Origin of the sequence: Pikeienuella piscinae, assembly GCF_011044155.1 — a bacterium.
Taxonomy (GTDB): domain Bacteria; phylum Pseudomonadota; class Alphaproteobacteria; order Rhodobacterales; family Rhodobacteraceae; genus Pikeienuella; species Pikeienuella piscinae.
The window spans coordinates 3,888,837-3,904,657 of the sequence record NZ_CP049056.1 but is presented as its reverse complement, the minus strand read 5'-3'; the positions used below and the strand labels follow the sequence as shown (position 1 = coordinate 3,904,657).

The window sequence follows — 15,821 nt, the reverse complement described above, 5'->3', positions numbered from 1 at the left end:
CTCGCCTTTGAGGTTGTTGAATCCTGCTAACACCTTGAAGGGAAAGGCGGTTTCTGTAGTTCTATAACCGTTTTCCCGCGAGTATCGCAGGGGCTCCGAAAACGCTAGTCTGAGCACCGTTTGCTTGAGTGCCAAGTTGCCATTTTCATAGATATTCCAGGGCCTTGCCAAAAATTCGAGGGATAGTTCGATAAATTCTTCGAACCTTCCCTTCGGCGGCACGATCCGCTCCGCTTTTTCCGCGAGAAGTATCTTCTCCCGCTCCAGCTTGGCGATCCGGCTCTCGTAAGCCGTCACAACGCTCGGCGTTGTCGCGTCGAAAATCCAGTCGAGCAGGTTCTCAATTTGCTTCTCCACGCCTCTGAGTTGCTTAGATACCGCCTCTTTGGCGTTCTGAGCCTCAACGAGCCGCATGTTCCAAGCGTCCTTGAACATGGCCCGCGCCAGCTCGAAAAGCTGCCGCTTGCGCTGTAGGCTTCTCAGGATGTCCGCAAGGCCGTCCTCGATCTTCGCGCGCGGAATCGACTTGCGCTTCGACGGACAGCCGCGCGTGTCACAGAGGTAGTAGGCATAGGGCTTGCGGCAGCCTTTGGACCAACAGGCCGTCATCGGTTTGCCGCATCATCGCCTCGAAACCGCTTCACCGATTCCGAGACTTCCACCTGGCGGGGTTTTACGCCGCCCGCGCCGGGAAAATGCCGACGCCTCCGTGGCTGGATTTACCGGCGCCCTATACAGCGCTCCACAACGCCGCGTCTTCGGCCTCGGAGCGCGCGACGATCGCGGACAGCGCCCGTATCGTGACGGCGGCGTCCCTCACCCAGTGGTGGAAATAATCCGGCTCCGGGTCCCAGGCGCCGAAGCGCGGCGAGGCGAGCACCGAGCCCGGCGCGGGCGTCACGCTCCAACCGAAGGAGGCGCGCCGCCGCGCCCTTCCGGTGGCGGAGACCGCGCGGCGGAGCGACCGGATCGCTCCTGCGGCGCGCTCCTCGATCCAGTCGCCCGGCGCGCCGGCCATGTCAGGCTTCGAGCGCGTCGAGCGCGGCCTCGATGGCGCGGCGATAGACGGGGCCGGTCGGGCAATGCGACTCGCCCGGCAGGACGGAAAAGAACCGCGGAACGCGGGCCGCGCGAAACCAGGCCAGCGCGTCGCACGGCGGCGTCAGCGCATCCCGCGCCCCTGTCATCACCGCCACGGGCGCCAAGCAGCGCGCCAGCGCCGGCGCCGCGTCGAGCGCCTCCATCTCCCGGCGCATCTCCGGCGCCTCGCGCGCCAGCGCCGCAACGGCATCCGGCCCCATCGCCCGCCGCGCAGCGAGCAAGGCTGCGCCGGAGAGCACCGGCGAGACAGCGATGAGATGATCGACCTGCGCCTCCTCCGCCAGCTCCGCGGCGGCGTAGGCGCCGATGCTATGCCCGGCGAGTGCGAGGCGCTCGGGACCCCGCGCTTGCACCCACCCGATCGCGGCGCGGGCGTCGCGAACGTGCCCTGTCATCGAGAAGCGCTCCGGATCGCCCGAGCCCGGCGTCGCGCGCGAATGCGCGAGATCGGGCGCCAGAACGCTCCACCCTCTCCCGATATAGGCGTCCGCGAGCAACCGCATATGGTCCGAGTCGGCGGACCCGTCCCGGCCATGCAGAAGGACAGCGATGCGTCGCGCCGATGCGGGCCCGCGCAGCCGACGCCGGAGCGCCCCGGCGCCACGATCGGGTGAAGACGCGACCAGAGGTTCGGTCGCCATCGCCGGCCTCTCCTCTCCAGAACGCCGGGCGCCCCCGGCGGAGCCTCGCGCGCGTCGCCTCCCGAGATGACGCCAGCCCCCGATCCGCGTCAACAGCGATCGTGAAAGGGTCCGCGCCGCAGGTGCGAATCAGGCCTCCGGCTTCCTTGTCGCCTCCGCGCGGGGGAGCGACGCGAGTTCGTTTGGATCGCGCCTGAAGGCTTCGGCAGGCATCGCAACGATCATGTCCTTCGCCCGCGCAAGGTGGGCGCGGATCGCCGCATCGGCGGCCTCCTCGTCGACCGCCGCGATCGCCTCGGCGATCGCGCGGTGCTCGGCGAGCGACGTCGCGATCACGTCCGGCGTGATCGCGCTGCTGATCTGCGCCATGATCAGCGAAAGCTGCAATCGCATGTTGAGTTCGATCAGCTGCCGATTGTCCGCGGCGACAAACATCGCGCCATGAAAGCGCTGATTCTCCATGATGTAGGCGGAAGCGGACAGGCGCGCCATGTCATCGTATATGAACGCGGTGTCAGCCAGAAAAGTGCGGCGCACAGACCTGTCGGCGGCGTTCCGCGCGGCGCGCCGCGCCGCCAGCGCCTCCAGCTCCATGCGGATATCGAAAAGCTCGGTGGCGTCGGTCAGCGACATCCGCCGCACCAGCGCGCCGCGGTTCGGCACGAGTTCGATCGTCCCCTCCGCGGCGAGACGATGGAACGCTTCGCGGAGCAGACTGCGACTGACGCCAAGCTCGGCCGTCAGATCCGCCTCCACCAATCGCTGTCCGGGGGCGTAACGCCCGCGAAACACGCCCTCGCGCAGATATTCCACGACCGAATCGCCGCGCTCGCCGCGCGGTTCCGCCCGGCGCGCACCGAGCGTCGTCGCATCTGTCCCGGTTGAGCTGGATCGCGGCATGGGCTGACGATACCGGCGGCCAGACCGCTTGACAACGACAATTTTGTCCGACAATCGTGTCGGCCAATAAATGGAGGAGATGCGATCATGATGATCGGAAAAACCGGCGAAACGGTCACCGCCATCAGCACCGCGGACGCCGCGAGCCTGACTGTTCGCGGGCGCGATCTCTGCTCGGATCTGATGGGCAGGGTGGGGTTCACCGAATATTTCTACCTGCTCGTCACCGGTCACGAGCCGACCGAAGAGCAGCGCTACTTTCTCGATCTTCTGCTCGTCTCCATCGCGGAACACGGACTGGTGCCGACGAACCAGGCGGCGCGTATGACGCTCGCGGCCGACCCCTCTTCGATCCAGGGGGCCGTCGCCGCCGGCATTCTCGGGTGCGGCACGGTCGTCCTCGGCACGGCGCAGTCCTGCGGCGACCTTCTGACTTCCGCGCGGAACCGCGCAGCCGCTGACGGCGGCGACACGGTGGCGGCGCTGAAAGCCGAGCTGGAGGCGATCAGGGCGGCGCGCGGCCCCGCCCCCGGCTTCGGCCATCCGCTGCACAAGCCGATCGACCCCCGCGCGCAGCGAATTCTGTCGCTGGCGGAGGCGAAGGGGGTGAAGGGCGGCCACGTCGCGCTCGCGCGCGCCGCGGAGCGGCTGGTTCCGGAAATCTGGGGCCGACCGTTGCCGATGAACGTCTCGATGGCGATCGCCGCCGTGCTCCTCGACCTCGGCTTTCCATCGGCGATGCTGAAGGCGATCCCGATCCTAGCGCGCACGGCCAGCCTACTCGCCCATATCGCCGAGGAGCAGGAGAAGCCGATCGGATTTTTCATGGCCGGCGTCGCGGAAGAGGCGATCAGCTACAAACCCGAGACCGGCGAATGAGCGCGGCCGGGGAAGTGGCCGCGGGCGGCGTGTTCCGCGCCGATGGCGACGACGCGCTCTATCGCGCCCAGATCGAATATCTCTTCGCGCATTCCGCCTTCTATCGCGACCTTCTGACGAAGTCGGGCTTTTCGGACGCCAGGAGCGTCGGCGGGATCGACGGGATCGCGGAGCTTCCGCTCTCCGAAAAGGACGACCTCCGCAAGACGCGGACGCCCGAGCGCCCGGTCGGCGCGCATCTCGCCGCGCCCATGACGGACGTGGTGCGCGTGTTCTCCACTTCGGGGACGACGGGCGCGCCGAGCTACATTCCGCTCACGCAGTCCGACCTCGACAACTGGATCGAGATATCCTCGCGCTCCTATGGCGCGACCGGGGTGAAGAAGGGCGACCGCATCGTCTCGACCTACAACGCCGGCCCGTTCGCCGCCGGCGCGGCGCTCGAAGCGTTCGCGAAGCTCGGCCTTTGCCACATCCCGGTCGGCTCCGGGAACACCGAGCGGCTGATGGCGGCGGTTGAGCTTCTGAAACCGGATACTCTGGCGCTGACGCCCTCCTACGCGCTCCATCTCGCGGAATGGGCCGCGGCGCGCGGGATCGACACGAAGGGATCATCCGTGCGCCGGCTTCTGGTCGCAGGCGAGCCCGGCGGCGGCGAGCCCGCGCTCCGCGCGCAGATCGAGGCGGCATGGGGCGCGAAGATGACCGAAGCGATGGGCATCGGCGACATTTCGGTGTCGCTCTGGGGTGAATGCGAGGCGCAGACCGGGATGCATTTCTCCGGCGGCGGCATCGTCCATTTCGAGCTGATCGACCCGCAGACGCTCGCTCCCGTTCCGCTGGAGGACGGCGCCGAAGGCGAACTCGTCTACACGCATCTGCGCCACCGCGCCGCACCGCTGCTGCGCTTCCGGAGCCGGGACCATGTGCGGGTCTCCGTCGGAGATTGCCCATGCGGGCGGAGCGCGCCGCGCGTCCGCTGCATCGGCCGGACCGACGACATGCTGATCGTCCGCGGCGTGAACCTCTTCCCCTCCGCGCTGCGGGAGGTGGTCGGGCTCTTCGCGCCAAAGGTGACGGGCGTGCTCGCGGTGAAACCCAGGGCGAAAGGCCCGAGACAGGCGCCGCCGCTGCCGGTCACGGTCGAGGTCGCGGAAGGCGTGGAGATCACGTCGGGCCTCGCGGAGGAGATCAGGAAACGCGTCCGCGACACGCTCGTGGTGACCACGGAAATCACCCTCGCGCCGGCGGGTACGCTGCCGCGCTCCGACTACAAGTCGAAACTGGTGGACTGGTCCGACGCCGAATGATCCGGCGCGTGAAATTCGACTGAAACTGACATAACCAAGGGAGAGAGACCAATGAACAAGCTTACTGGTATCGCCGGCGCGGTCGCCGTCGCGGCCGCCTGGGGGGCCGCGGGCGCGGCCGGGGCGGCGGAATTCGACCTGAAGATGTCGTCGATGTTCCCATCGACCCATTTCGTGCAGAAGCTCGCGCTTGAACCATGGGCGGAGGAGATCGCCGAGAAATCCGACGGGCGGATCGAGATCACCTTCTATTCAGCCGGCTCCGCGCTCGGCGACGCCACCAAGCAGTTCGACCAGGTTCGCGCCGGCGTCGTCGACTTCGCGGTCGGCATCCCGGCGATCCCGCGCGGGCGCCATCCGCGCTCCGTCCTGATCGAATTGCCGTTCACCGTGCCGGATTCGGAAGTCGGAACCTGCGCGATAACGGCGATGGCGGACGAACTGCAACCTGACTTCCCTGACACGCATATCCTCTCGCTCACGGTGACGCAGCCGAGCGGCGCGCACACCAAGACCAAGGTGGACTCGCTCGACGGGCTGAAGGGTATGCGGATCCGCACGCCCACCCCGGCGATCACCGCCATGCTGGAGGAAATCGGCGCGACCCCGGTCGGCATGCCGCCGACGGAGATCTACGAGAGCGTGGAGCGCGGCGTGATCGACGGCAACATCATGCCCTGGGGTCCGGTCGGCGCCTTCAAGCTCTGGGAGGTGCTGCACTATCATATCGACGCCGGCATCAACCCGGTCGCGATGTACACGCTGATGAACCAGCGGCGCTACGACTCGCTTCCCGACGACCTGAAGAAAGTGGTCGATGACGCGAGCGCCAAGGTCTTCTCGAACTGGGGGCGCTGGTGGAAGGAAACCGACCAGGAAGCCATCGACGCGGCGAAGGCGAACGGCAACGAGATCATTCCGATGTCGGACGAGGAGCGCGAGACCTGGCGGGAGCGGTTGCAGCCGGTGATCGACAACTACCTCGCCGAGAACGCGGACATGCCGGCGGAGGACGCGCACGCGCTCTACGCCAAGATGCTCGAGGCGGTGGAAACCTGCCAGTGAACCGCAACGCGGGCGGCGCGCGCCGCCCGCGCTTCGCCCGAAGGACCGTGACATGAAGCAATTCACGACCGGCCTCGCGCTGCTTGGCACGATGGCGTTCCTGGTCGCCGTCGTGCTGACGGTGGCCGACATCGTGCTGCGCACGTTCAGCGGCAACACCGTCCACGGGCTGACCGACATCGTGACCCTCTGCACCATGTTCGGCGCTTTGCTCGCGATTCCGTTCGGCTTCACGCATGGCGAACACGTCTCGATCGACGTCTTCACCTTGCGGATGTCGGCGGCGACGCAGCGCCGTCTCGGCGTATTCGCGGCGGTGCTGGGCTTTCTCTTTCTCGCCGGCGCGGCATGGTTCGGGGCGATGCAGATGCTGACCGAATACGGCTATGGCGATCGCAGCCAGTCGATCGGCATCCCGATGGTGCTCTACTGGATCCCGCTGGTCGCCGGCCTCGCCATCGCCGCGCTTGTCAATCTCTGGCTGATCGGGCGCGCCCTCGCCGGCGAGCCCGGAGACGGCGAATGATATCCGCGCCCGTCGTCGGGCTTCTCGGCATCGTCGCGCTGCTCGGGCTGATCGCGATCCGCGTGCCGGTCGCCATCGCCATGGGCGTCGTCGGTATCGTCGGCGGCGTCATCCTCAACGGCTGGTTCAGCCTCGGCTTCGTCCTCGGCTCACAGCCCTTCACCACGACTTCGGGCTACGCGCTCTCGGTGATCCCGCTTTTCGTGATGATGGGGGCCTTCGCCTCGCGCGCGGGCCTCTCCTCGGCGCTCTATTCTTCGCTCCATTCTCTGATCGGGCACTGGCGCGGCGGCCTCGCCTCGGCGACCATCGGCGCTTGCGCGATCTTCGGTTCGGTCTGCGGCTCCAGCCTCGCGACGGCGGCGACCATGTCGCGCGTGGCGATGCCGGAAATGACGCGGATCGGCTATGACCGGCGGCTGACCTCAGGCGCGCTCGCCGCCGGCGGCACGCTCGGCATCCTCATTCCGCCGTCGATCATCATGGTGATCTACGCCCTGCTGACCGAGCAATCCATCGGCCGGATGTTCCTCGCCGGGCTGATTCCGGGAATCCTCGCCGCCGTCCTCTATATCCTGACGACCTGGCTGATCGTCCGGCTGAAACCGGTGCGCGCGCCGGATGTGCCGCGCGCCTCCGGGCGCGAGATGGCGCGCGCCGTCCGCGAGATGTGGCCGGTGCTCGGCCTGTTCGGCGTCGTCATGGGCGGCATCTATCTCGGCTTCTTCTCGCCGACCGAAGCCGCCGGCGTCGGCGCCTTCGGCGCCGTTGCGCTCGCCGGTTTTCGCGGCGCCCTCACGAAGGCCATCTTCCGCGAGGCGCTGATCGAGACAGCGGGCACGACCGGCATGCTCTTCATGATCCTGATCGGCACGTCGGTGCTCCAGTATTTCATCGAGACATCCGGCCTGCCGCGGATTCTCGTCGACTGGATCGAAACCCTCGGCCTGCCGCCGATCGGCGTGATCATCCTGATCGTCGCGATCTACATCGTGCTCGGCTGTTTCCTCGACAGCCTGTCGATGATGCTCATCACGCTGCCGATCGTCTTTCCGCTCGTCACCTCGCTCGGCTATGACCCGATCTGGTTCGGCGTTCTGGTCGTCTCCGTGGTGGAGATCGGGCTTATCACCCCGCCGCTCGGCATGAATCTATTCGTGATCGCCGCGAGTTCGGACGATCTGAAGTTCGAGACGGTCGCGAGCGGCGTCCTGCCCTATCTCGCCGCCGACCTCGTGCGGGTCGCGCTGTTGATCTCCATCCCCGCCCTTTCGCTCGCCCTGCCGGCGCTGCTCATGTAACCTCGCTGCGCAGCGCGGGCGCGCAGCGACCTTGCGAAGGCCGGAGCTTGACCCATACTGCGCGGGCGATCTGACGGAGGCGCCTTCATGAACGAGACCCTGGAAGAGAATTACGCGCGGGCCGGATATCACGCGCGTCAGCGCTGGGGCGCCCGTCCGGCGGTGGTCCTGGTCGATTTCGCGCGCGCCTATTTCGAGGAGAGTTCGCCGCTTTTCGGCGGCGAGGGATGCCGCGCGGCGCTCGGCCATGCGATTCAGCTGGCCGCCGCCGCCCGCGCGGCCGGCGCGCCGGTCATTTTCACCGAGGTGAAATACCAGCCCGGCGGCGCGGATGGCGGCGCGTTCTACGCGAAGGTGCCGGCGCTCGCCTATCTCGAAGCCGGGAAAGACACGCAAAGGCTGGTCGAAGGGCTGAGCGTCGGGCCGGGCGACCTGATGATCACCAAGCAATACCCAAGCGCGTTTTTCGGCACGTCGCTCGCCGCGACGCTCCAGTTCATGAAGGTCGACACCCTCATCATCGGCGGCCTCACCACCTCCGGCTGCGTCCGCGCGACCTGTATCGACAGCATCTCGTCCGGTTTCGTGACCCTGATCGCGAAAGAGGCGTGCGGCGACCGCGAACCCGGCCCGCATGAGGCCAATCTCTTCGACATGAGCGCGAAATACGCCGATCTCGTCACCACCGGAGAGGCGAGCGCTTATATGGAGACGTGCGCCGCTACATGATCCGCGGCGGCGCGGCTTCATCGGCTGGCGCGGCGTCTCGCGCCGCGCCGGGATAGGGCGGCGCGTCGGGCCAGAGCCGCGCGATGAAGCGCCCGCCGGTGACGCCGTTCGAGGCGTCAGAGGCGAGCCAGAGGATCGGCGCCCGCATGATCCGCGGATCCAGTAGGTTGCCGTCCGCGCCGCGCTTTTTCGGCGAAGGCGGCAACAGGTCAGTGTCGGTCGCGCCGCCGGGCAGCAGGACATTGACGTCGACGCCGGCGCCCGCGAGGTCGGCCGCCCAGGCGCGGCTCGCCGCTTCGAGGAACGCCTTGCTGGGCCCGTAGGGCGAATAGCCGGTCCGCACCATCGTCTGCGCCGAGGTCGAGATATTGACGATCTTGCCGAAGCCCTGAGCGATCATCAGCGGCGCCGCCGCGCGAGCGGTGAAGAACGGGCCGTTGACATTCGCGCCGACGATCCGCGCCCAGGACGCGGGCGGCGCGGTCCAGAACTTCGCCGGTTCAAGGTTGAACCTCTCCGAAACCAGCCGCATTCCAAGCCCGGCGTTATTCACCAGTACGTCGATTCGGCCGAAGGCGGCGTTCGTCCGCTCCACCGCCATCGCGGCCTGATCGGGGTCCGCGGCGTCGGCCGCGATGGCCAGACTGTCGCCGGCGCCCGCCGCAGAGAGTTCGCCCGCAGCGCGGCGAAGCCGGGCGGAGTCCGAAACGCCGGTGATCGCGACGCGCGCGCCGGCCCCCGCCAGCGCGCGGGCCATCACGCGCCCGAGGCCGCGGGTTCCGCCGGTGACCAGAACGGCCCGGCCGTTGAGGGAAGCGTCGTTCATCTCGTTTCCGCCTCTGTCGCGCGCATCGGCGTATTCTGGAATTTCGCGCGGATTTGTCCAGACAAATACCCTTGACCGGAGCCGGGCCGCCGATACCTTCGCAATCGAGCGGAAGCAGCGGGCGAGCGATATGGAAAAGGGTGTGCTGATCGCGGGCGCCGGCCCGGTCGGTCTGGTGGCGGCGGTGTCGCTTCTCGAAGAGGGCGTGCCGGTGACGGTGCTGGAGGCGTCGTCCGACCTTGCGGTCGATCTGCGCGCCTCGACGTTTCATCCGCCCACGCTGGACTTTCTCAGCCGTCTCGGCCTGGCCGACGGGCTGATCGAACGCGGCCGCAAATGCCCCTACTGGCAATTCCGCGACCGGAAGGAGGGCGAGATCGCGACATTCGATCTCGGCCTTCTGGCGTCGGAGACCGACCATCCCTACCGGCTCCAGTGCGAGCAGTGGAAGCTGACCGAAGCCGCGCGCGCCCGGCTGGAGGCGGACCCGAACGCGGCGCTGATCACCGATATCGTGGTCGAGAACGCGACGCAGAACGCCGACCGCGTCGAAGTGACCGCGCGGCGGACCGACGGCGCCGCGGAGACATTCCGCGCGCGTTACCTGATCGGCGCCGACGGCGCGCGCTCCGCCGTGCGCCGGGCGACCGGCGTCGCCTTCGAGGGCATGACGATCCCGGAGATATTCCTCTCGCTCTCGACGCCCTTCCGCTACGATCTGGCGATCGACGGCCTTGCGGACATCAGCTACATCTCCGACCCGGAGGAATGGCTGGTGCTGCTGCGCACGCCGACGCTCTGGCGGGTGCTCTTCCCCACCGATCCCGGCCTGAGCGACGCGGCGATCCTAGATCCGGATTTCATCGAGCGGCGGATGCAGGCGGTCCTGCCGGGGGCGCCCTACGAAATCGCGCACAAGACCGCCTATCGCGTGCATGAGCGGGTGGCGGAGAAATACATCCACGGCCGGATCTTTCTCGCCGGGGACGCCGCCCATCTCAACAACCCGCTGGGCGGCATGGGGATGAACGGCGGCATCCATGACGCGGTGAATCTTTCCGCGCGGCTGGCCGAAGTCTGGCGCGGCGCGCCGATCGAGACGCTCGGGCGCTATGAGCGCCAGCGCCGCAAGGTGGCGATCGAGACGGTGCAGGCGCAGGCGCTCAGAAACCGCGCCATGCTGAATGAGGCCGATCCGGCGAAGCGCCGCGCCTTCCATGACGATCTTCGCGCGACCGTGGACGACCCGAAGCGTCATTTCGCCTACGTCATGCGCTCCTCGATGATCCAGTCGCTCCGCGATCTGGAGGCCGTGGCCTGAACCCGGTTCAGCCGGGCGGCGTCGAGATCATGTCGAAGCCCCCCGGCGCAATGACAAGCTCGCCCGCTGCGATCATGCTTCGGTGCCGCGGGCCGGCCAGGATGTTTCCCTTCGTGGTGAATTTGTCCATACAGGACGACGATGCATAGGTTCCACCGCCGCGCCCGGTCAACCGCATGGCGAGTTGTCCAGACAAATTCTTGACGGCCGCCTGAAAGCATTGTGTTGTGACGACCGATGTTCGACGAAGGGAGTAGCCCATGTCCAGAGACGCGCGCGGATGGCGCTGCAAATTCGCCGTAGTGGCGCCGTCGACGAACACCATCGTGCAGCCGGATATGGACGATCTGCGCGTCGAGGGCGTCACCAATCACTTCGGCCGCATCTACGTGCCGAACATGAAGGTCGGCAATGACGAGGATTTCGTCGCTCTGGTGGAGGCGATCGGCAGCACGCTGAACGACGCCGTCGACCGCTGCCTCACCTGCCAGCCGGATTATCTGATCATGGGCATGTCGGCGCTGATGTTCTGGGACGGGCGCGCGGCCTCCGAAAAACGGATGCAGGAGCTTTCCGAGCGTTGCGGGCTCGGCGTTTCCGCCGGCTCCTTCGCCTGCGAGGCGGCGTTGAACCTGACAGGGGCCAAGCGGATCGCGGTGATCTCGCCGTATTTCCCGATATCCGACCGGAACGTGACCCGGTTCTTCCAGGATTGCGGCTTCGAGGTCGCGCGCTTTCGCGGCCTGAAATGCGCCAGCCCGGTCGCCATCGCCGAGGTTCAGCCGGAGGAGCTTCGCGCCCATGTCGCGGAAATGGATGGCGACGATATCGACGCTTTCGTCCAGGTCGGCACCAATCTCTCGATGGTGTCGCTCTGCCTCGAGCTGGAGGCCGAATACGGCAAGCCCTTCATCGCCATCAACGCCGCGACCTACTGGCATGCGCTGCGGGCGATGGGCGTCAGGGACCAGTTCAAAGGTCACGGACCGCTCTTCGAGAGACACTAAGAAACAAGACAGGGAGACTTCTGAAATGCGTTACACAGGATTGATCGCCGCCGCGCTCGCCGCCGTGCTGTCGGCCGGGCCGGTCGCGGCTGAGGTCGCCGCCCTCGGCTCGACCCAGAAGGGCGGCACCAGCCAGGTCGGCCGCTCGCTCGCCGCCGCGATCTCGGAGGCTTCGGATCTCCAGATGCGGCCGCAGGAGCTGGCCAACACCGCCGACTACATTCCGCTGGTGAACGCCGGCGAGATGGAGTTCGGCATCTCGAACATCGTTCAGCTCGGCTACGCCGTCTCGGGAACCGGCATGTCGGAGGGCCGGCCGAACCCCAATCTGCGGATGGTCGCGACGCTGATGCCGTTCCGGAACGCCTATGTCGTGCGCCGCGACAGCGGCATCGAGACGATCGCCGATCTCGAAGGCAAGCGCGTGCCGGTATTCGCGGAGCGCGCGCTCGGCGATTACGTGACGCGCGGCTATTTCGCCAACGCCGGGCTCGGGCTCGACGGGGTCGAGGGCGTCGCGGTGCCGAACTTCCCGCGGATGTGGGCGGCCTTCGCCGAGGGGTCCGTCGATGTCGCCATCGTCGTCGTCGGGGCCGGCAACAGCCGCGAATACGACGCCAGCTTCGGCATCCGATACCTCTCGTTCGAAGATAGCCCGGAAGCAGTCGCGCGCATGAACGAATACATGCCCCAGAGCTACCTCGCCGAAGTCGGCCCGGACGCGAAAATACCGGGCATCGACGAGCCGACCAACGTGAACGTCTTCGACTATACGCTTTTCGCCGGCAAGGATGTCTCGGACGATATGGTCTACGCGGCGACCAAGGCGCTCTGGGAGAAGCAAGCCGATCTTGTCGCGCAGGGGCCGGTCTGGAGCGGCTTCGCAAGGGAGCGGATGGGCAAGGATCTCGGCGTCGAATATCACCCGGGCGCGATCAGGTTCTACAAGGAGATGGGCGTCTGGGCCGAATGATCGTCCGAATGGGCGCCGCGAAGGCGCGCCGGCGATGACGGCGCGCACGGGCGGCGGGGCGGCCATCGCCGCCCTGCTCGCCGGGCTCACCGCGGTCGTCGCCATTTTCTGGTCGTCGGGCGCCCCGCTCTGGATCGGCTGGCGGCTCTATTCCGAACAGGTGCTGATTGTCGCGCTGGCGCTGGCGATGGCCATCGCCTTCCTGACGCGGCCGGGGCGCGCGCCGCTCATCTCGGCGGCGTGCGCGGCGGCGTCGCTGATCTTCGGCGGCTGGCTGGCGGCGCGCTTCACTATTCTTTCCGAGAACGTCTTCTATCATCCGGTCGAGGCGCTGATCGTCTCCATCATCGGCTTCGTCCTGCTTATCGACGCGGTGCGCAGGACGATGGGGTGGAGCCTGATCATCATTCTCGGCTGCGTCTGCCTCTACGCGCTCTTCGCCGACAAGTTTTCCGGCCCGCTCCAGAGCCGGGCGATCGCGCCCGACCGGTTGCTGACCTTTCTCATCCTCGACAGCGCCTCGCTCGCCGGCGCGGCGCTCTCCATCGCGGTCGCGGTGGTCGTTCCGTTCCTGATCCTTTCCCAGCTTCTGACCGCGACGGGGGGGTCGCTCTGCTTTTCCGATCTCTCGCTGGCTCTGGCCGGGCGCAAACGCGGCGGCGCGGGCAAGATCGCGATCCTCGGCTCGGCGTTTTTCGGCTCGGTGTCCGGCAGCGCGGTCGCGAATGTCGCCTCCACCGGCGCGATCACCATCCCGATGATGAAGAAGGGCGGCTACAGCGCCAGGACCGCCGGGGCGATCGAGGCCGCGGCGTCGACCGGCGGGCAGCTGATGCCGCCGATCATGGGCGCGGCGGCGTTCCTCCTCGCCGAGAACCTTCAGGCCAGCTACACCGAAGTGATGCTGGCGGCCGCGGCGCCGTCGCTGCTCTATTATCTCAGCCTCTTCATCTTCGCGGATCTGGAGGCCGGACGCCGCGGCATCGCGCGCGTCGAGGAAAGCCGGATTCCGGCGCTCGCCGGCGTGCTTCGACGCGGCTGGGTGGTTTTCGCGCCCTTCGCGGCGCTTCTGATCGGGCTCTTCCGTTTCAATCTTCGGCCTGAAACGGCGGCGCTGATCGCGATCCTCGTTCTTTTCGCGCTCGCCCTCCTTCACACCTATGACGGGCGGCGCATCACCCTCCGGACGGTCGGCGAAGTGCTGGTCGCGGCGGGAAAATCGGCGGTTGAGATCATCCTGATCTGCGCCATCGCCGGAATGATCATCGGGCTGATCGCCCGGTCGGGGCTTTCCTTCGGGCTCGGTTTCTTTCTCGTCCAACTCGGGAAATCCAGCCTCCTTCTTCTTCTCTGCGTCACCGCGGCGGTCTGCATCGTGATGGGCATGGGGCTGCCGACGGTCGGGGTCTATCTTCTCCTGGCGTCGCTCGCCGCGCCGCCGCTGGTCGAGCTAGGGCTGCAACCGATGGCGGCGCATCTTTTCGTTCTCTATTTCGGCATGCTCTCGATGCTGACGCCGCCGGTCGCCATCGCCGCCTTTGTGGCGGCGAACATGGCCGGGGCGAGCCCGATGGCCACGGGCTGGGAGGCGGTCAGGATCGCCTGGCCGGCCTATCTCATCCCGTTTCTCTTCGCCGCCTCGCCGGCGCTGCTGCTCGACGGGCCGCCGCTCGACATCGGCCTCACCCTCGCGACGGCGCTAGCCGGCGTCTATCTCGTGACCGCGGGGATCGTCGGGTTCCTCGGCCGTTCGCTTTCTGGCCGGGAGCGCGCGGTCGCGGCGCTCTCGGGCCTCGTGGTTTTGCTGCCGCATGGCGTGATCTCCGGCGCGATCTGGCTCAACGCCGCCGGATGCCTCCTCTTCGCGCTTCTCTGGCTCTTCAGGCTGCGCCAGCCGAAGGGCGAACGGGCGTTCTCCCGAAGCGGCGGCGGCTGAAGGCGACGCCGCTTGACAGGCGCGGGCCGCCTCTTCAATTTGTCCGGACAAATCAGCGGATGCGGGAAGCGCGCGGATGACTGACGACCTGTCCTGGCCCGATGGCGAGGAACGCTCAGGGATGAGCGGCGCCGAGGGCGACAGGAAGAGGACGGAAACCGTCCGTGCGGCGCCGAAGGCGATGTCGGCCGGACTGTGGCCGGGGATCGCCGGCCGCCCGGGACGGACCGGCGCGCCGGATGCTTTCCTCGCCCATGTCGCGGCGGCGGAAGGCGCCCGCATCGCGACACGCCGGACGATCGGCGCGGGTTTCGCCGCCCGCGTTCCGGCGGGGTCCTGATCGATGCGCGCTGTCATGAATCTGATGACGGCCCAGGCCCCGTTCCTGATGGCGGGCGGGGTCGCGCTCGGTCTCGCGGCGCCGGCGCTGGCGGAGTTCGTACGCCCGGCGGTCGTCGCGATTTCGGTCGCGATGGTGGTGATCTCGATGCTGCGGATCGAGCCGACGCGGCTGGTCGCCGTGCTGCGGCGGCCGCTTTTCGTCTGTGTGACCGGGCTCTTCGCTCTGATCGTCCTGCCGCTGGCGGTCGCCCTGCTGGCCTGGGCGTTCGGCGCGCCGGGCTGGCTCGCCACGGGGCTCACCTACGCCGCCGCCGCGCCGCCGCTGAGTTCGGCCGCCGCTTTCGCGATTCTCGTCCGGATCGATCCGGCGCTCGCCACCGGGGTGTCGCTACCGGCGACGCTGATGGCGCCGGCGACGGTCTGGCTGGTGACCAGCGCCGCGCCGGGACTGGGCGAAGGGGTCGATGTCAGCGCGCTCGTCATCCGGCTTTCGGCGATCATTCTCGGCGCCTTCGCCTTCGCGCTTCTTCTCAGGCGCGTCGCCGGCGACGCGCGGGTCAGGACCTGGGCGGTTCCGCTCGACGCGGCCACTGTCGCCCTCGTCGTCCTCATCAGCATCGGTGTCATGCATGATATCGGTATCGCGCTGCGGGCCGATCCGGCGTCATGGTTCGGCATCTTCGCGCTCACCGCCGCGGTCAGCGCCGGGTCGCTCCTGCTCGGCGTTGCGGCCTTCTGGCGGACGGGGCGGGACGAGGCCTTCGCCGCCGGGCTCTGCGCCTGCGTCAAGAACATGGCGGTGATGGTGGCGGCGGTCCTCGGCGCGGTGGAGCCGCGCATCGCGCTCGTCGTCATCACCGCGCAATTGCCGATCTATTTCGCGCCACTCCTGATGCGACCGCTCTTCGCCCGCCTTCGGCGGTTCGGAACGGTCTCATGAGCGTCGGGCGAGTCGCGCCCAACC

General features: G+C 67.7%; 17 protein-coding genes. 12 read left to right on the top strand and 5 right to left on the bottom strand.

Annotated features, from left to right (window positions below):
* Positions 1-730: 730 nt before the first annotated feature.
* The 3 genes from G5B40_RS18595 to G5B40_RS18585 all read right to left on the bottom strand — a co-directional run bounded on the left by G5B40_RS18595 (position 731) and on the right by G5B40_RS18585 (position 2,555).
* Positions 731-1,018 carry a glycoside hydrolase family 15 protein gene (locus tag G5B40_RS18595; protein ID WP_165101873.1) on the bottom strand — a complete coding sequence of 96 codons (288 nt, stop codon included), beginning with the start codon at positions 1,016-1,018 and terminating at the stop codon, positions 731-733.
* A gap of 1 nt (position 1,019) precedes the next feature.
* The gene (locus G5B40_RS18590; protein ID WP_165101871.1) at positions 1,020-1,742 is read right to left on the bottom strand and encodes an alpha/beta hydrolase family protein; all 723 of its coding nucleotides are present in this window, start codon (positions 1,740-1,742) and stop codon (positions 1,020-1,022) included.
* Between the two features lie 129 nt (positions 1,743-1,871).
* The gene (locus G5B40_RS18585; RefSeq protein WP_165101869.1) at positions 1,872-2,555 is read right to left on the bottom strand and encodes a GntR family transcriptional regulator; all 684 of its coding nucleotides are present in this window, start codon (positions 2,553-2,555) and stop codon (positions 1,872-1,874) included.
* 174 nt (positions 2,556-2,729) lie between these two features.
* Here G5B40_RS18585 and G5B40_RS18580 point away from each other — a divergent pair, with 174 nt between their 5' ends.
* From G5B40_RS18580 to G5B40_RS18555, 6 genes are all read left to right on the top strand, one after another.
* Positions 2,730-3,521, top strand: coding sequence for a citryl-CoA lyase (locus G5B40_RS18580; RefSeq protein ID WP_165101867.1), 792 nt, complete (start codon positions 2,730-2,732; stop codon positions 3,519-3,521).
* The gene (locus tag G5B40_RS18575; protein ID WP_165101865.1) at positions 3,518-4,831 is read left to right on the top strand and encodes a phenylacetate--CoA ligase family protein; all 1,314 of its coding nucleotides are present in this window, start codon (positions 3,518-3,520) and stop codon (positions 4,829-4,831) included. The genes G5B40_RS18580 and G5B40_RS18575 overlap by 4 nt, the downstream gene beginning before the upstream one ends.
* Before the next feature lie 51 nt (positions 4,832-4,882).
* The gene (locus tag G5B40_RS18570) at positions 4,883-5,896 is read left to right on the top strand and encodes a TRAP transporter substrate-binding protein (protein ID WP_165101862.1); all 1,014 of its coding nucleotides are present in this window, start codon (positions 4,883-4,885) and stop codon (positions 5,894-5,896) included.
* A gap of 52 nt (positions 5,897-5,948) precedes the next feature.
* Positions 5,949-6,422 carry a TRAP transporter small permease gene (locus G5B40_RS18565; protein ID WP_165101859.1) on the top strand — a complete coding sequence of 158 codons (474 nt, stop codon included), beginning with the start codon at positions 5,949-5,951 and terminating at the stop codon, positions 6,420-6,422.
* Positions 6,419-7,723, top strand: coding sequence for a TRAP transporter large permease (locus tag G5B40_RS18560; protein ID WP_246209629.1), 1,305 nt, complete (start codon positions 6,419-6,421; stop codon positions 7,721-7,723). Before G5B40_RS18565 ends, G5B40_RS18560 begins: the two co-directional genes overlap by 4 nt.
* Positions 7,724-7,810: 87 nt before the next feature.
* Complete coding sequence (locus G5B40_RS18555; protein ID WP_165101856.1) at positions 7,811-8,452, top strand: isochorismatase family protein; 642 nt, start codon at positions 7,811-7,813, stop codon at positions 8,450-8,452.
* Here G5B40_RS18555 and G5B40_RS18550 read toward each other — a convergent pair.
* Positions 8,445-9,278, bottom strand: coding sequence for an SDR family NAD(P)-dependent oxidoreductase (locus G5B40_RS18550; RefSeq protein ID WP_165101854.1), 834 nt, complete (start codon positions 9,276-9,278; stop codon positions 8,445-8,447). The two genes, G5B40_RS18555 and G5B40_RS18550, sit on opposite strands and share 8 nt — an antisense overlap.
* A 142-nt stretch (positions 9,279-9,420) precedes the next feature.
* Here G5B40_RS18550 and G5B40_RS18545 point away from each other — a divergent pair, with 142 nt between their 5' ends.
* Positions 9,421-10,599, top strand: coding sequence for an FAD-dependent oxidoreductase (locus G5B40_RS18545; RefSeq protein WP_246209628.1), 1,179 nt, complete (start codon positions 9,421-9,423; stop codon positions 10,597-10,599).
* A gap of 7 nt (positions 10,600-10,606) precedes the next feature.
* Here the strand turns inward: G5B40_RS18545 and G5B40_RS18540 are convergent, their stop codons facing one another.
* Positions 10,607-10,924, bottom strand: coding sequence for a hypothetical protein (locus G5B40_RS18540; RefSeq protein ID WP_165093523.1), 318 nt, complete (start codon positions 10,922-10,924; stop codon positions 10,607-10,609).
* A gap of 1 nt (position 10,925) precedes the next feature.
* On the opposite strand from G5B40_RS18540, the gene G5B40_RS18535 reads away from it, so the two are divergent.
* From G5B40_RS18535 to G5B40_RS18515, 5 genes are all read left to right on the top strand, one after another.
* The gene (locus G5B40_RS18535) at positions 10,926-11,606 is read left to right on the top strand and encodes a maleate cis-trans isomerase family protein (RefSeq protein ID WP_211907362.1); all 681 of its coding nucleotides are present in this window, start codon (positions 10,926-10,928) and stop codon (positions 11,604-11,606) included.
* A 25-nt stretch (positions 11,607-11,631) separates the two neighbouring features.
* Positions 11,632-12,579 (top strand): TAXI family TRAP transporter solute-binding subunit, encoded by a 948-nt coding sequence (locus tag G5B40_RS18530; RefSeq protein ID WP_165101845.1) that lies wholly within the window; start codon positions 11,632-11,634, stop codon positions 12,577-12,579.
* A gap of 34 nt (positions 12,580-12,613) precedes the next feature.
* Positions 12,614-14,515, top strand: a complete 1,902-nt coding sequence (locus tag G5B40_RS18525; RefSeq protein ID WP_165101842.1) for a TRAP transporter permease — start codon at positions 12,614-12,616, stop codon at positions 14,513-14,515.
* 76 nt (positions 14,516-14,591) lie between these two features.
* On the top strand, positions 14,592-14,855 hold the full coding sequence (locus tag G5B40_RS18520; RefSeq protein WP_165101839.1) for a hypothetical protein: 264 nt from the start codon (positions 14,592-14,594) through the stop codon (positions 14,853-14,855).
* 15 nt (positions 14,856-14,870) lie between these two features.
* Positions 14,871-15,797 carry a hypothetical protein gene (locus G5B40_RS18515; protein WP_165101836.1) on the top strand — a complete coding sequence of 309 codons (927 nt, stop codon included), beginning with the start codon at positions 14,871-14,873 and terminating at the stop codon, positions 15,795-15,797.
* Positions 15,798-15,821 lie beyond the last annotated feature (24 nt).

Bases quoted from the DNA above. Each gene is read 5' to 3' on its own strand.
- G5B40_RS18560 (WP_246209629.1), top strand. From the start codon at position 6,419: ATGATATCCGCGCCCGTCGTCGGGCTTCTCGGCATCGTCGCGCTGCTC.
- G5B40_RS18565 (WP_165101859.1), top strand. From the start codon at position 5,949: ATGAAGCAATTCACGACCGGCCTCGCGCTGCTTGGCACGATGGCGTTC.
- G5B40_RS18575 (WP_165101865.1), top strand. From the start codon at position 3,518: ATGAGCGCGGCCGGGGAAGTGGCCGCGGGCGGCGTGTTCCGCGCCGAT.
- G5B40_RS18580 (WP_165101867.1), top strand. From the start codon at position 2,730: ATGATGATCGGAAAAACCGGCGAAACGGTCACCGCCATCAGCACCGCG.
- G5B40_RS18570 (WP_165101862.1), top strand. From the start codon at position 4,883: ATGAACAAGCTTACTGGTATCGCCGGCGCGGTCGCCGTCGCGGCCGCC.
- G5B40_RS18530 (WP_165101845.1), top strand. From the start codon at position 11,632: ATGCGTTACACAGGATTGATCGCCGCCGCGCTCGCCGCCGTGCTGTCG.
- G5B40_RS18520 (WP_165101839.1), top strand. From the start codon at position 14,592: ATGACTGACGACCTGTCCTGGCCCGATGGCGAGGAACGCTCAGGGATG.
- G5B40_RS18595 (WP_165101873.1), bottom strand. From the start codon at position 1,018: ATGGCCGGCGCGCCGGGCGACTGGATCGAGGAGCGCGCCGCAGGAGCG.
- G5B40_RS18525 (WP_165101842.1), top strand. From the start codon at position 12,614: ATGACGGCGCGCACGGGCGGCGGGGCGGCCATCGCCGCCCTGCTCGCC.
- G5B40_RS18590 (WP_165101871.1), bottom strand. From the start codon at position 1,742: ATGGCGACCGAACCTCTGGTCGCGTCTTCACCCGATCGTGGCGCCGGG.
- G5B40_RS18515 (WP_165101836.1), top strand. From the start codon at position 14,871: ATGAATCTGATGACGGCCCAGGCCCCGTTCCTGATGGCGGGCGGGGTC.
- G5B40_RS18540 (WP_165093523.1), bottom strand. From the start codon at position 10,924: ATGGTGTTCGTCGACGGCGCCACTACGGCGAATTTGCAGCGCCATCCG.
- G5B40_RS18550 (WP_165101854.1), bottom strand. From the start codon at position 9,278: ATGAACGACGCTTCCCTCAACGGCCGGGCCGTTCTGGTCACCGGCGGA.
- G5B40_RS18555 (WP_165101856.1), top strand. From the start codon at position 7,811: ATGAACGAGACCCTGGAAGAGAATTACGCGCGGGCCGGATATCACGCG.